The organism is Variovorax trehalosi (assembly GCF_051216415.1).
GTDB lineage: Bacteria > Pseudomonadota > Gammaproteobacteria > Burkholderiales > Burkholderiaceae_C > Variovorax.
This window is the reverse complement of record NZ_JBPJZG010000009.1, coordinates 1-14,745: the sequence shown is the minus strand read 5'-3', so window position 1 is coordinate 14,745 and position 14,745 is coordinate 1. Positions and strand designations below refer to the sequence as shown.

At 65.4% G+C, this 14,745-nt stretch carries 14 protein-coding genes; 10 read left to right on the top strand and 4 right to left on the bottom strand.

Translation table 11 applies throughout. The features are described 5' to 3' along the window. Nucleotides 1–6 precede the first annotated feature (6 nt). Genes ACSFA7_RS27955 through ACSFA7_RS27935 form a run of 5 tightly spaced genes read left to right on the top strand, consistent with a single transcriptional unit; the run spans nt 7 to nt 4,938 of the window. The gene (locus ACSFA7_RS27955; RefSeq protein WP_435502367.1) at nt 7–870 is read left to right on the top strand and encodes a creatininase family protein; all 864 of its coding nucleotides are present in this window, start codon (nt 7–9) and stop codon (nt 868–870) included. 58 nt (nt 871–928) lie between these two features. Beyond that, complete coding sequence (locus ACSFA7_RS27950) at nt 929–1,915, top strand: ABC transporter substrate-binding protein (protein ID WP_435502366.1); 987 nt, start codon at nt 929–931, stop codon at nt 1,913–1,915. A gap of 13 nt (nt 1,916–1,928) precedes the next feature. Further along, nucleotides 1,929–2,759 (top strand): ABC transporter ATP-binding protein, encoded by an 831-nt coding sequence (locus ACSFA7_RS27945; protein ID WP_435502365.1) that lies wholly within the window; start codon nt 1,929–1,931, stop codon nt 2,757–2,759. Next, entirely contained in the window at nt 2,756–3,559 is an 804-nt protein-coding gene (locus tag ACSFA7_RS27940) for an ABC transporter permease (protein ID WP_198788966.1), read from the top strand. The genes ACSFA7_RS27945 and ACSFA7_RS27940 overlap by 4 nt, the downstream gene beginning before the upstream one ends. A gap of 14 nt (nt 3,560–3,573) precedes the next feature. Beyond that, nucleotides 3,574–4,938, top strand: a complete 1,365-nt coding sequence (locus tag ACSFA7_RS27935) for an FAD-binding oxidoreductase (RefSeq protein ID WP_435502364.1) — start codon at nt 3,574–3,576, stop codon at nt 4,936–4,938. 6 nt (nt 4,939–4,944) lie between these two features. On the opposite strand, the gene lnt is transcribed toward ACSFA7_RS27935, so the two are convergent. The 4 genes from lnt to ACSFA7_RS27915 form a co-directional block, all read right to left on the bottom strand. Then, complete coding sequence (lnt, locus tag ACSFA7_RS27930) at nt 4,945–6,516, bottom strand: apolipoprotein N-acyltransferase (protein WP_435502363.1); 1,572 nt, start codon at nt 6,514–6,516, stop codon at nt 4,945–4,947. Then, nucleotides 6,516–7,394 (bottom strand): HlyC/CorC family transporter, encoded by an 879-nt coding sequence (locus ACSFA7_RS27925; RefSeq protein WP_435502362.1) that lies wholly within the window; start codon nt 7,392–7,394, stop codon nt 6,516–6,518. Before ACSFA7_RS27925 ends, lnt begins: the two co-directional genes overlap by 1 nt. Nucleotides 7,395–7,494: 100 nt before the next feature. Then, nucleotides 7,495–8,223, bottom strand: coding sequence for a GNAT family N-acetyltransferase (locus ACSFA7_RS27920; protein WP_206175819.1), 729 nt, complete (start codon nt 8,221–8,223; stop codon nt 7,495–7,497). Nucleotides 8,224–8,332: 109 nt separating this feature from the next. Then, nucleotides 8,333–8,806, bottom strand: a complete 474-nt coding sequence (locus ACSFA7_RS27915) for an Lrp/AsnC family transcriptional regulator (protein ID WP_093442092.1) — start codon at nt 8,804–8,806, stop codon at nt 8,333–8,335. Between the two features lie 147 nt (nt 8,807–8,953). Here ACSFA7_RS27915 and hppD point away from each other — a divergent pair, with 147 nt between their 5' ends. The 5 genes from hppD (at nt 8,954) to ACSFA7_RS27890 (ending at nt 14,552) form a co-directional block, all read left to right on the top strand. After that, on the top strand, nt 8,954–10,081 hold the full coding sequence (gene hppD, locus ACSFA7_RS27910) for a 4-hydroxyphenylpyruvate dioxygenase (protein WP_206175821.1): 1,128 nt from the start codon (nt 8,954–8,956) through the stop codon (nt 10,079–10,081). 37 nt (nt 10,082–10,118) lie between these two features. Further along, complete coding sequence (locus tag ACSFA7_RS27905; protein ID WP_435502361.1) at nt 10,119–10,922, top strand: transporter substrate-binding domain-containing protein; 804 nt, start codon at nt 10,119–10,121, stop codon at nt 10,920–10,922. A 19-nt stretch (nt 10,923–10,941) separates the two neighbouring features. Then, nucleotides 10,942–11,820, top strand: coding sequence for a phenylalanine 4-monooxygenase (gene phhA, locus ACSFA7_RS27900; RefSeq protein WP_435502360.1), 879 nt, complete (start codon nt 10,942–10,944; stop codon nt 11,818–11,820). 107 nt (nt 11,821–11,927) lie between these two features. Next, nucleotides 11,928–13,619 (top strand): AMP-binding protein, encoded by a 1,692-nt coding sequence (locus tag ACSFA7_RS27895; RefSeq protein WP_435502359.1) that lies wholly within the window; start codon nt 11,928–11,930, stop codon nt 13,617–13,619. Then, complete coding sequence (locus ACSFA7_RS27890; RefSeq protein WP_435502358.1) at nt 13,620–14,552, top strand: MBL fold metallo-hydrolase; 933 nt, start codon at nt 13,620–13,622, stop codon at nt 14,550–14,552. Nucleotides 14,553–14,745: the final 193 nt, after the last annotated feature.

Below are 14,745 nucleotides of genomic sequence, written 5' to 3'. Positions count from 1 at the left end.
ACTCCCATGCTCCACGGCTACATCCCGCCCCATCGCTTCCTGCCCTACCTGAGCTGGACCGAAATCGCCGCGCTGCCCGATCGCGAGAACACGGTCATCGTGCTGCCCTGCGGTGCCATCGAACAGCACGGCCCGCACCTGCCGTGCTCGGTCGACAGCGTGATCGCCTCGGGCGTGATGGGCAGGGCGCTCGAAAAGCTGCCGGCCGAGGTGCGCGCCTTCGCGCTGCCCACCATCACCTACGGCAAGTCGGAAGAGCACCTGCACTTCCCCGGCACGATGACGCTCACCGGCACCACGCTGCTGTCGACCGTGACCGAGATCGGCGAGTCGGTCTATCGCGCGGGTTTTCGCAAGCTGCTGTTCGCCAACGGCCATGGCGGCCAGCCGCAGGTGCTGGAGATGGCGGCGCGCGAGTTGCGCCTGCGGCACGGCGATTTCGTGGTGGTGCCGCACGGCGTGTCGCGCCTGCCGAACGCGTCGAGCAAGCAGATCAGCGAGCAGGAGAAGCGCCTGTCGATGCACGCCGGCCATTCCGAGACCGCGCTGATGCTCGCACTCGCGCCCGACACGGTGCACATGGAGCGCGCGGCGGCCAACTTTCCGCCGCCCTTTCCGATCAAGCTGCTGTCGGCCGATGGCCGCCCGGCCTGTGCATGGACCGCGCGCGACTTCGGTCCGAGCGGCGTGATCGGCGATCCGACCAGCGCCACGCGCGAACAGGGCATCGAGATCCTGGAGTCGCTTTCCGACAGCTGGGTGCAGGCGCTGACCGAGCTGCATGCGCTGCGCTGGGTGGTGCGCGAAGAGCCCACCTGGGAGCGCGGCCATCAGCAGGGTTTCATCCAGCAATCGTTCACGCCGGCCTGAGGCGCGCGTCTTGCATCGGCTTTCTTCTTTTTCATCCAGCCTTCGAGAGGTCCCCACCATGCGTTCCTTCGCTCTTTCCCTGGCCGGCGCCGCCGCGCTGTCGCTCCTCACGGCCGTCGCACCCGCACAGGCCCAGGACAAGTTCACCTACATGACCAACTGGTACGCGCAGGCCGAGCACGGCGGCTTCTACCAGGCGGTGGCGCAGGGCATCTACAAGAAGTACGGCCTGGACGTGACCATCAAGATGGGCGGCCCGCAGGTCAACATCACGCAGATGATGGCGGCCGGCCAGGCCGACTGCATCATGGGCTCGAGCGACATCCAGATGATGCAGGTGCGCGAAGGCGGCGTGCCGGTGGTCAACGTCGCAGCCTTCTTCCAGAAGGACCCGCAGGTGCTGATCGCGCACGACGACGTGAAGAAGTTCGAGGACCTGAAGGGCAAGACGCTCCTGATCGGCGCGCAGGCCAACCGCGGCTACTGGCCGTGGCTGAAGGCCAAGTTCGGCCTCACCGACGAACAGACGCGGCCCTACACCTTCAACATCCAGCCCTTCGTGGCGGACAAGAACACCGCGCAGCAGGGCTACCTGACCTCGGAGCCCTACGCGATTCAAAAGGCCGGCGTGAAGAGCACCGTGCTGATGTTCAGCGACCACGGCTTCCCGGCGTATGCGACCACGGTGTCGTGCATGGAGAAGACGGTGAAGGAGCGCAGCAAGCAGGTCGCCGCCTTCGTGAAGGCCTCGGCCGAGGGCTGGAAGAGCTACCTCGCCGACCCGGCGCCCGCCAATGCGCTCATCAAGAAAGACAACCCCAACATGACCGACGACCAGCTGGCCTACAGCGTGGCCAAGCTCAAGGAGATGGGCATGGTCACCGGCGGCGACGCGGCCAAGCTGGGCATCGGCGTGATGACGGATGCGCGCGCCAAGGCGAGCTACGACTTCCTCGTGACCTCGAAATTGCTCGACCCCGCGAAGGTCGAGCTGGCCAAGACCTACACGACCGAGTTCGTGAAAGACGCCAAGGTCCTGCCCTGAATTTCGCCGCTCCATGAATCGCATCGAACCCCACACCCTCGCGCCGCCGACGGTTCCTGCCGTGCCCGCGGTGGAAGTGCTCTCGGCCGAGAAGACCTACCCCAACGGCACGCAGGCGCTGCTGCCGGTGGACCTGTCGATCGCCGAAGGCGAGTTCGTCACGCTGCTCGGCCCGTCGGGCTGCGGCAAGAGCACGTTGCTGAAGATGGTGGCGGGCATGCTGGAGCCGAGCGACGGGCGGCTGCTGGTGTGGCGCAAGCCCGTGAGCCAGTTGCACGACAGCGCGCGGCGCATGTCCTTCGTGTTCCAGTCGCCCACGTTGATGCCGTGGGCGAGCGTGCAGACCAATGTGCGGCTGCCGCTGGACCTGGCCGGCGTGCCGCGCAAGGAGGCCGATGCGCGGGTGATGGAATCGCTCGCGCTCGTGGGGCTGGAGAAGTTCGCCGGCGCGCTGCCGCGTGCGCTGTCGGGCGGCATGCAGATGCGCGCGTCGATCGCGCGCGGGCTGGTCACGCAGCCCGACCTGCTGCTGATGGACGAACCCTTCGGCGCGCTCGACGAGATCACGCGCCACAAGCTCGATGCCGACCTGCTCGAGCTCTGGCGCAAGAAGAAGCTCACGGTGATCTTCGTGACGCACTCGATCCACGAGGCGGTGTTCCTGTCGAACCGCGTGGTGATGATGGCCGCGCGGCCGGGCCGCGTGGTGGAGCAGTTCCAGATCGACGAGCCCTATCCGCGCAGCGCCGATTTCATGGTGACGCCCGAGTTTGCGAAACATGCGAAGCGGCTGCAGGACAGCCTGCTGCGCGCGAGCAATGCCGACGAGGAGCACGCACGATGAAGCGCACGCCCCTCTTGAACCAACCGCGCGTGCAGCGCGTGCTGTACCCGGTGCTGATCGGCGTCGTGCTGGTCGCGCTCTGGCAGTGGATGGTGGTGGCGATGGAACTGCCGCCTTACCTCGTGCCCTCGCCGTATCTCATGATGCAGACGCTGGTGACCGACTGGGCACCGCTGGGCAACGCGCTCCTGGTCACGCTCAAGATCACCGTGCTGTCGTTCGCGCTGGCGACGGTGGCAGGCGTGCTGATCTCGTTCCTCTTCGTGCAGAGCAAGCGCATCGAGACCGCTCTCTTCCCGTATGCGGTGCTGCTGCAGGTGACGCCCATCGTCGCGGTGGCGCCGCTCATCATCATCTGGGTGAAGAACCCGGTGGCGGCAATGACGGTGTGCGCTGCGCTGGTGGCGCTGTTCCCGATCATCAGCAACACGACGCTGGGCTTGCGCAGCATCGACCCCGACTTGCAGAGCTACTTCAAGCTGAACCGCGCCACGCGCTGGCAGCAACTGGTGCGGCTGCGCATTCCGAGCGCGCTGCCGTATTTCTTCGGCGGCCTGCGCATCTCCAGCGGCCTCGCGCTGATCGGCGCGGTGGTGGCGGAGTTCGTCGCGGGCACCGGTGGCTCGGGCGCGGGGCTGGCCTACCAGATCCTGCAGGCGGGCTTCCAGCTGAACATTCCGCGCATGTTCGCGGCCCTGTTGCTGATCTCGCTGACCGGCGTGGCGCTCTTCGTGCTGATGGCCTGGCTCACCAAGGTAGCGCTGGGCTCGTGGCATGCGAGCGAACTTTCCCAAGACTGATTTTGACGACGACCATGAACGCTCCCGTTTCCGCCATCGAGCAGTTGCTGCTCGAACTGCCCGACCTCGACTGGATCACCGAAGAAGGGCGCGTCACGCGGCTCTCGCAGGATTTCTCGTGGTTCAGCCCCGTGCTGAATCGCCAGCTGAAAGACAAGCGCGCCGATGTCGTCGTGCGACCGCGCAGCGAAGACGAGATCCGCGCCGTGGTGGGTGCGTGCGCGCGCCGTGGCGTGCCGATCGTCATCCGCGGCAGCGGCACCGGCAACTACGGCCAGACCACGCCACTCGCGGGCGGCGTGGTGCTCGACATGACGGGCTACAACGCCTGCCTCTGGGTGCAGCCCGGCGTGGCGCGCGCGCAGGCCGGCATCCGGCTCGGCGAACTGGAGAAACAGACGAAGCCCTCGGGGCAGGAGATGCGCTGCGTGCCTTCCACCTACCGCAGCGCGACGCTCGGCGGTCTTTTCGGCGGCGGCTTCGGAGGCGTGGGCTCGATCAACTACGGGCCGCTCGGGGCACCGGGCAACGTACTCGGTATCCGCGCGATGACGATCGAGGCGGAGCCGCAGGTGGTCGAACTGCGCGGCGCCGAGGCGATGCGCATGCATCATCTGTGGGGCACCAACGGGCTCGTGCTGGAGCTGGAGATTGCGCTGGCGCCCGCGCATCCGTGGCTCGAAACGCTGGTGACTTTCGACGACTTCGAGAACGCGCTGCACTTCGCCGACAAGCTCGCGAACGGGCCGGGGATCGTGAAGCGGGAGATCTCGTTCTTTGCAGCACCGATCTCCGATCACCTGGCGCAGCTCGCGGCGCATCTGCCCAAGGGCTGCCACACGGTGCTGTCGCTGGTCGCCGAATCGTGCGAGCCGGCGCTGCTGCAACTGGTCGAGGCGCACGGCGGCACCGTGGGCTATCGCAAGACTGCGGCCGAGGTGCAGAAGAGCAACCGCACGCTGATGGAGTTCACCTGGAACCACACCACGCTGCATGCTCTGAAGGTCGACCCGACGCTGACCTATCTGCAGAGCGGGTTCGTTCCCGGCAAGCATGTCGAGCAGATCATCGAGATGGAAAAGCTGCTGGGCGGCGAGGTGATGATGCACATCGAGTTCATCCGCAACGTGGCGGGGCTCATGACGTGCAGCGGGCTTCAGCTGGTGCGCTTCAGCACCGAGGAGCGGCTGGCCGAGATCATCGACATCCATCGCGCGCACAACGTGCACATCAACAACCCGCACGTGAACATCGTGGAAGACGGCAAGGCGGGCGGACCGCTGCCGGCCGAGGTGATCGCGGTGAAGAAACGCTTCGATCCGATGGGCTTGCTGAACCCGGGCAAGCTGCGCGACTGGCCGGTGCAGCCCGCGGGCTGAAGGCGCTCAGCGCAGGCGGCGGCCCATCGCGAAGGCGATGGCGACGATCGCGAGCATCGCGATCCACAGCGGCCACAGGCCGAACGGGGCCACCCATCGCGCGTAGGGCGTGAGCCCGGTGCGGCCTTCGACAGGCGCTTCGAGCACGCCGCGCGTGAGGCGCGGCAACTGGTGCGTCACGCGGCCTTCGGCATCGATGACGACAGTGGCGCCGGTGTTGGTGGCACGCACCATCGGCCGCGCGAATTCGAGCGAGCGCATGCGCGAGATGGAGAGGTGCTCGTCGATCGCGACCGAATCGCCGAACCACGCGATGTTGCTCACGTTGAGCAGGATGGTGGGTGCCTTGGCCTCGTCGCGGAAGTTCGCTCCGATCTCGTCGCCGAACAAATCCTCGTAGCAGATGTTCGGCGCGATGCGCTGGCCCTGCCAGACGAACGGCGCCTGCGCGAGGCCGCCGCGCTGGAAGTCGCCGAGCGGGATGCTCATCATCTGGATGAACCAGCGAAAGCCCGGCGGAACGAATTCGCCGAAGGGCACGAGGTGGTGCTTGCTGTACTGATAAGGCTGCGCGCCACCGGGCTGGAAGCCGAGCACGGCGTTGCTGTAGCCGGCGCGCCCGCCCAACGGAAGGCCGACGATGGCCGCCTGCGTGCCGTTGCTGTAGCGCGCCTGGATCGCTTCGAGATAACCGGCCGGCAATTGCTGCGGCAGCAGCGGCACGGCGGTTTCGGGTGTGACGACGAGCGAGGCCTTGGCATCGCGCAGCTGTTCGCCATACCAGCGCAGGGCGGTTTCGATACCGCCGCCGGGGATGAATTTCTCGTCTTGCGGGATGTTGCCCTGCAGGAGCGCGACCTGGAGGCTGCCGGTGCTGGCGCCGCGCAGTGAGGGTGCGACGTGCGGGAATCCGAACACGAGCGCGATCAGCACCAGTCCCGCAACGGCCTCGGCGCGGCGCGCGAACGAGCCAAGTGCAACGAGCGCCATCGCGAGCGCCGCGACGGCGCCGATGCCGTAGACGCCGATCCACGGGGCCCATGCGGCCAGCGGGCCTTCTACATGCGCATAGCCGCCGGCGCCCCAGGGGAAGCCGGTGAACCAGCTGCCGCGCACGAGTTCGGCGAGCGTCCAGAGCGCGGCGAAAACCAGCGCCCCCGTCACGCGCCCCTTCGGCCCACGCACCACGAACCATGCGGCGGCCACGGCGTAGTACAGCCCCAGCGCGGCAGCGAGCGCCAGCACGGCGATGGCCGCCAGCGGCGCCGGCAGACCACCGTAGGTGTGCAGCGAAATGAAGAGCCACCAGAAGCTGCCGGTGAGCCAGGTGGTCGAGAAGAGCCAGGCGTGAAGGCCGGCGCGGCGCCAGCCGGCGCCTTCGGCGCGGAGGCTGTCGAGCAGCCAGACCAGCGCGCCCATCGAAAGAAGCTGAAGCCACCACAGCGGCCTTCCGTCGGCTGGCCACGCAATCGACAAGGCCTGTGCCAGTCCGGCCAATCCGAAGCCGAACAGCCGAAACCAGGCAACCGTGGGGGAGGCGGGCGAGATGCGCGCCGTCGCTGCTGCGGGCAGCGGCATCAGTCGGCCGCGTCGCCGCCGCGGGCTGGCGACACCTTGAACCAGCGCACCGCGCCGCCCTTGGTGTGCAGCACCACGAAGTCGAAGCCGCCCATCGCATGGTGCTCGCCGCGCTTGGGCACGTGGCCCATCTCGTGCGCGATCAGGCCGCCGATGGTGTCGAAGTCTTCGCTCAGCTGTTCTTCGTCGAAGGTGATGCCGAAGGCTTCGGCCACGCGCTCGATGGGCGTGTCGCCCGAGACGCGGTAGGTGTGGTCGGCCAGGCCGAAGATGTCGCCCTCGTCCTCGGCGATGTCGAACTCGTCCTCGATCTCGCCGACGATCTGCTCGAGCACATCCTCGATGGTGATGAGGCCGGCCACGCGGCCGAACTCGTCGATGACGATGGCCAGGTGATTGCGGTTGCCGCGGAACTCGCGCAGGAGATCGTTCAGGCCCTTGCTCTCGGGCACGAAGGTGGCGGGGCGCAGCAATGCGCGGATGTTCAGGCCCGGCGCGCGCTGCAGCTTGAGCAGGTCCTTCGCGAGCAGGATGCCGATGATGTTTTCTTTTTCGCCCTCGTACACCGGGAAGCGCGAGTGCGCGGTGTCGATGATGAGGTGCAGCAGCGCGTCGAACGGCGCATCGATGTTGATCGCGTCCATGCGCGGGGCGGCCACCATCACGTCGCCGGCCGTCATGTCGGCCATGCGCAGCACGCCTTCGAGCATCACGCGCGACTCGGCGCCGATCACCTCGTTGTCCTCGGCGTCCGCCAGGGTTTCGATCAGCTCGTCGCGCGAGTCGGGACCGGGGTGGATGAATTCGGCAAGCTTCTGGAGGAAGCCGCGCTTGTCTTCCCGTTCTACGGGTGCGCGTTCAGGGTGAGGGTCGGCCACTGCGGGAGGGCGGAGTTGAGGAGGGGCAAGGATAACGGATTGCGTGTGACACGCTCTACCGCGCGGGCGTCATAGGCCGTTTCGGGGCCTGCCGGACGAGTCAGGGGGCGGACTTGCTGCGGGCGTCTCTCATGCCGCTGCGCACTTCCTGCAGGCTCGCCAGGAAGGCCCAGAACTGCTTGGCGCGGCTCTTCAGGGCGAAGTCGACCGCCGCGTAGTGTTCCAGCGAGATCTGGCTCATGCGGCTGTCGAAGGTGGCCTCTGGCAGTTGCAGATGCGCTTCGGCTTCGGAGCCGCTGCGCACCACGGTCGCGCCGGCGTTGCGGGCGATCTTGAGCATGGCGGCGTTCTCGCTCAGCGCATGGATGAAGAGCATGCCGACGCCTTCGTTGCGGGCGACGACCACCGCGCGCTCGAAGAGGCGCGCGCCGTAGCCACGGCCGCGGGCGTGCGCGGAGACCGAGACGCCGAATTCGGCGCAATCGCTGTGCTGGTCGCCGGGCGCGAAGGCCAGGTGGGACATCGCAATCAACTCGAGGCGGCGGTTGTAGATGCCGAACATCTCGTCGCGCTCGAAGTCGAGGCTGTCGACATAGCGCTGGATCTGCTCGTCGGCCGCGGCGTAGCCGAAGCGCAGGTACCGGTCGTGGGGGGTCAGCGCCAGCAGGTGCTGCGCGATGCGCTCCCGCTCGCGCGGGCCGATCGAACGGATCGGCACCATGACGGGCTGGGGCGACGAGACGGCGCGTGGCTGGGTCTCAACCATCGGCGCTTTCAGGAAAGAGCCGAGGCCGAGAGACGCTTTGAGGAGGGTCTTGGCGGTAAGCATGGCTCAAATGTAAGGGTTTCCCCTTAATCAACAAGCCAGCAAGGACACTTCCAAGACACATCCGTGACCCATTACCAGAACGCGTGGCGCCCGAGCAACCACTTTGTGGTTAAACGGGCACGGCTGTTGTGGCTTTGACACGGTCCAGCACGAAGCTGGTCTTGCAGTCCTCGACGCTGGGGTGCTTGAGCAGGGTGTCCATGATGAAGCGGCTGTAGTGCGCCATGTCGGCCACCACGACGCGCAGCAGGTAGTCCATGTCGCCCGTGAGCGCCGCGCATTCGACCACTTCGGGCCAGGTCTGCACGCTGGCGCGGAACAGGTCCATCGGGTTGCGCTTGTGGCTCTCGGTGTGCTTTTCGAGGCGCACGTTGAGGTAGGCGGTCAGGCCCAGGCCGATCACCTCGGGGCGCACGAGGGCGACGTAGCGGTCGATCACCCCGCTCTCTTCCAGGCGCTTGACCCGCCGCAGCACCGCACTGGGCGACAGGCTGACCTGCTCCGCGAGCTGGTCGTAAGTGGCGCGCCCGTCTGCTTGCAGCGTGCGCAGAATGAGCCTATCAATCTTGTCGAGTGCTTCCATTCTTCTATTTTTGCAGTTTTACTGCGCGTTTGCCACCAAAGACGCCCAACAACGCTGAAAACCTGAGCGCCATCCAACCTACATTGCAGCACTGGCGTTTTTCGCCTATCTCGCACCTATCGATCCCCCACCTTCTGGAGACCGCACATGAGCCAAGCCGACGCACCCGCCTTCACCCCTTGGGAGAACCCCATGGGCACCGACGGCTTCGAATTCATCGAATACGCGGCACCCGATCCGGTCGCCATGGGCAAGGTGTTCGAGCGCATGGGCTTCACGGCCGTGGCCAAGCACCGCCACAAGAACGTGCTGCTGTACCGCCAGGGCACGATCAACTTCATCCTGAATGCCGAGCCCGATTCGTTCGCGCAGCGCTTTGCGCGCGAGCACGGCCCGAGCGTCTGCGCCATCGCCTTCCGCGTGCAGGACGCCAAGCAGGCCTACGAGCGCGCCACCGCGCTGGGCGCCTGGGGCTTCGCCGACAAGGCCGGCCCGGGCGAGCTGAACATCCCCGCCATCAAGGGCGTCGGCGACAGCCTGATCTACCTCGTCGACCGCTGGCCCGGCAAGAACGGCGCGCAGCCGGGCGACATCGGCAACATCGGCTTCTACGACGTCGACTTCGAGGCGCTGCCGGGGGTGTCACCGCAGCAGGCGCTGTCGCCGGTGGGCAATGGCCTCACCTACGTCGACCACCTGACGCACAACGTGTACCGCGGCCGCATGAACGTGTGGGCCGGCTTCTACGAGAAGCTCTTCAACTTCCGCGAGATCAAGTACTTCGACATCGAAGGCCAGGTCACGGGCGTGAAGAGCAAGGCCATGACCAGCCCCTGCGGCAAGATCCGCATCCCGATCAACGAAGAGGGCAAGGAGCAGGCCGGCCAGATCCAGGAGTACCTGGACATGTACAAGGGCGAAGGCATCCAGCACATCGCGATGGGTTCGGACGACCTGTACGCCACCGTCGATGCGATGCGCGCCAAGGGCGTGGTCTTGCTCGACACCATCGACACGTACTACGAGCTGGTCGACAAGCGCATCCCCGAGCATGGCGAAAGCGTGGCCGAACTGAAGAAGCGCAAGATCCTGATCGACGGCAAGAAGGACGCGCTGCTGCTGCAGATCTTCAGCGAGAACCAGCTGGGCCCGATCTTCTTCGAGTTCATCCAGCGCAAGGGCGACGACGGCTTCGGCAACGGCAACTTTAAGGCGCTGTTCGAGAGCATCGAGCTCGACCAGATGCGCCGCGGCGTACTGACCGCCGCAAAATAAGGACCCTTTCAACCGCCCTTATTGCCCAGGAGTTCGCATGCGCAGCAGCACCTCTTCGATCGGTTTGACCTTCATCGCGGCGGCTGCCGCCGTTCTCTCGGGTTGCGCGATGGCGCCGGCGGCAACGCCCGCGGCCGCCTCGCACCTGGACGCGGTGCAGAAGGCCGCGGTGCTGCGCATCTGCACCCCCGGCGACTACAAGCCCTTCAGCTTCCAGAAGACCGATGCTTCGTTCGAAGGCATCGACGTCGACCTGATGACCGGCTTCAGCGCGAGCCTCGGTGCGAAGCCCGAATGGGTCAAGACCACCTGGGCCAACCTGTTGCCGGACCTTGCCGCGGGCAAGTGCGACATCGCGGTGGGTGGCGTGTCGGTCACCACCGACCGCCAGAAACGCGCCTTCTTCAGCACGCCCTACATGGTCAACGGCAAGACGCCGATCGCGCGCTGCGCCGACGTGGCCAAGTACCAGAGCGTCGCGGCCATCGACCAGCCTTCGACTCGCGTCATCTTCAATCCGGGCGGCAGCAACGAGCGCTTTGCCCGTACCAACTTCAAGCAGGCCAAGCTCACGCTGCACGGCGAGAACGTGACGATCTTCGACGAGATCCTCGCCAACCGCGCCGACGTGTTCGTGACCGAGGCTGCCGAGGCCATCACGCAGCAAAAGCTCAAGCCGGGCTTGTGCGCAGTCAACCCCGACAAGCCGCTGCAGTACGGCGAGATGGCCTGGATGCTGCCGCGCGACGACGTGGCCTTCAAGTCGTACGTCGACCAATGGCTGCACCTGCAGCAGGCCGGTGGCGACTTCCAGCGCACGATGGACCGCTGGCTCAAATAACCAGAGAAACACAATCCCTATGGACACCCCTGCCGCCGCTGCTGTTGTCACTCCCGCCGTCTATGGCGCATCCGATCGCCCGCCGCGCGGCGACTACTCGCGCGGCGGCTCGGTGCAAGCCGACTACACCTGCCCGCAGGACTGGGCCAGCTACACGGCGGCCGATCACGACACCTACAGGCGGCTCTACGAACGCCAGGCGGCGCAGTTGCCCGGGCTGGCCTGCGATGCGTTCATCAACGCGCTGCCGTCGCTCGGCGTGAAGGACCGCATCCCGCGCTTCGAGGAAATCAACGAGCGGCTGCACAAGGCCACCGGTTGGGAAATCGTGGCGGTGCCCGGGCTGATTCCGGAGCTGCCGTTCTTCACCCTGCTCGCGAACCGCAAGTTCCCGGTGACCGACTGGATCCGCAAGCCCGAAGAGTTCAACTACATCGTCGAGCCCGACGTGTTCCACGACCTCTTCGGCCACGTGCCAATGCTGTTCGACCCGACCTTCGCCGACTATGTGCAGCGCTACGGCGCGGGCGGCATCAAGGCGCACGAACTGGGCGCGGGCGAGAAGCTCTCGCGGCTGTACTGGTACACGGTGGAGTTCGGTCTGATTCGCCAGCCGGAGGGCCTGCGCGCCTATGGTGCCGGCATCCTGAGCTCGGTGGGCGAACTCCAGCACGCCGTGCTCAGCGACGAGCCGCGCCGGCTGCCGCTCGATCTGCTGCGCGCCATGCGCACGCGCTACAAGATCGACACCTACCAAGCCAACTACTTCGTGATCGAGAGCTTCGCGCAGCTGTTTGATCTCACGGCGCCGGACTTCACGCCGATCTACGACGCGCTGAAGGTCGAGGCCGACATCGAAGCCGGCGTGCTGCTGCCGGGCGAGACCGGCAAGGCCTGATCTCCGGCCTGCTATCGCCTGCGCGACAGCAGGCGCGCGCACCCTAGGACAAGCCCGCTGGCGGTGGGGAGTGACTGGCTCCCACAATCCGCGCCAAAGGAGCTTGCATGCAGACATCCGCGCGACAAAACTATCCGGCCGGTGTGCCCGAGGAAATCAATCCCGAGCAATACCGGTCCCTGCCCCACATGTTCGAGGAGGCGTTCGGTCGCTACAAGGACCGGCCGTTCTCGGTCTGCATGGAGCGCTGGATGAATTACGGCGAGCTCGATGTGCTGTCGAAGGCGCTGGGCGCCTGGCTGCAGTCGAAGGGGCTCGAGCCGGGAGCGCGGGTGGCGATCATGCTGCCCAACATTCCGCAGTTCGCAGTCACGATGTGCGGCGTGCTGCGCGCGGGCTATACCTGCGTGAACGTGAATCCGCTCTACACCGCGCGCGAGCTGGAGCATCAACTCAAGGACTCGGGCGCGACGGCGATCGTCATCCTCGAGAACTTCGCGTCGACGCTGGAGCAGGTGATCGAGCGCACGCCGGTGAAACATGTCGTCATGACCTCGATGGGCGACCTGCTCGGTGGCCTGTATGGCGCGTGGATCACGATTGCCGTGCGGCACCTGGCGAAGATGGTCCCGCCATACAAGCTGCCGCTGAGCGACGGGCGCACGGTGACGCCGTTCACGCAGGCGATCTCCGAGGGACGCGGGCGCACACTGGCCGCTGACCAGAGCACGCTCGATTCGATTGCCTTCCTGCAATACACCGGCGGCACGACCGGTTTGTCGAAGGGCGCGGTGCTGACGCATCGCAACATCGTCGCGGCGACGCTGCAGGCCGAGGCCTGGTTCACGCCGGCGCTGTCGCGTGCCGGCGATCTTGCAAAGGTCAACAGCATCGCGGCGTTGCCGCTGTATCACATCTTCGCGTTGACGCTGTGCCTGCTGGTGATCCGGCAGGGATCGCACATGACGCTGATCCCGAATCCGCGCGACTTTGACAAGTTCATCGCAGTGCTGAAGAAGCGGCCGTTCCATATGCTGCCGGCGGTGAACACGCTGTTCAACGCGCTGCTGATGCATCCTCAGTTCAAGACGATTGACTTCTCGACGCTGTTCGTCTCGCAGGCCGGCGGCATGGCCGCGTCGGAAGGCACGGCGCGCAAGTGGTTCGAGGCGACCGGCTGCCCGATGATCGAAGGCTGGGGCATGAGCGAGACCTGTGCGATCGGCACGAACAATCCGGTGTCGAACACCAAGTTCACCGGCACCATCGGACTGCCGCTGCCGAGCATCGAGATCGCGATTAAGGATGACGACGGCAACTCGGTGCCGACGGGCGAGTCCGGCGAGTTGTGCATCAAGGGCCCCAATGTGATGACGGGCTACTACAACCAACCGGCCGAGACCGCCGCCGCATTCACCGCCGATGGCTTCATGCGAACGGGCGATATCGCCGTGATGCAGGAAGATGGCTACAGCCGCATCGTCGACCGCAAGAAGGACATGATCCTGGTGAGCGGCTTCAACGTGTTCCCGAACGAGCTGGAGAACGTGATCTCGCTATGCCCCGGGGTCGTCGAATGCGCGGCGGTGGGCGTGCCCGACGAGAAACAGGGCGAGGCAATCAAGGTTTTCGTGGTGCGCAGGGACCCGAACCTGACCGAAGACGCGGTGCTGCAATACTGCAATGGGCAACTCACAGGCTACAAGCGGCCGAAGCACATCGAATTCCGTGATTCCCTGCCGAAGACCAATGTGGGGAAGATCCTGCGGCGCGAACTTCGCACGAGCGCGAGCGCCTGAATGAGCAACGCCGCGGCGGCCGCCGGGTTGCCGGCGAATGTCGTTGTGTTCGAGCGCGGGTGGCTGTCGTCGAACAACATCCTGTTTGTCGGGGCGGACGAGACCGCGCTGGTCGATACCGGCTATGCCACGCATGCCAAGCAGACATTGGCATTGGTCGAATCCGCGTTGGGCGCCCGGCCACTAGACCGCGTGCTGAATACACATCTGCACAGTGACCATTGCGGTGGGAACGCCGCATTGCAGCAGCGTTATCCGGCACTGCGAACAGATATCCCTCCGGGGGAAGCGGCGCTGGTGGAGCGATGGGATGAGAGCGGTCTGAGTTTTTTTGCGACGGGACAGACTTGTCCTCGTTTTCGCTTCACCGGGTTGCTGCGACCTGGAACGGAATGCCTGCTTGGCGGCGGCGCGTGGGAAGTTCACGGGGCGCCTGGTCACGACCCCCACTCGATCATCTTGTTCGATCCGACTTCACGGACGCTTATTTCCGCGGACGCGCTGTGGGAGAACGGTTTTGGTATCGCATTTCCCGAGCTGGCGGGAGAGCCGTCTTTCGGCGAGATCGCCGCAACGCTGGATCGCATCGAGGAGTTGGCACCGCTGCAGGTGATTCCTGGACACGGTCGCGTGTTCAATGAAGTCGGTAACGCCTTGGTCACCGCACGCCGCCGCCTCGATGGGCTGCAGCGCGATCCGGTGAAACACGCCCGGCATGCCATCAAGGTATTGATGAAGTTCAAGCTGCTGGAATTGCAGTGGATCAGCCTCGAGGAGTGGTCGAGCTGGTTGCGGGGTACGCCGTACCTGGACGCCATCCGTCTTCGCTTCTTTGCGAACGAGGAATTGGGTCAATTGACTGCGGATATCTTGGGCGAGTTGATTGCCGCAGGTGCGGCGAAGATGGACGCCTCGGGCATTCGCAATGTCTGAATCCAAACTCTTCAGAATAGAAAAAACACGCCATTAAAGATGAGCTCGCTTTTATTAGCCAGTCTTCTGAATCTCAAAAGCAAAAAACCCCAGTCAGTAATCTGACTGGGGTTTTCTGGGCTGTAAGAGCCTGACGATGACCTACTTTCACACGGGAACCCGCACTATCATCGGCGCTGAGTCGTTTCACTGT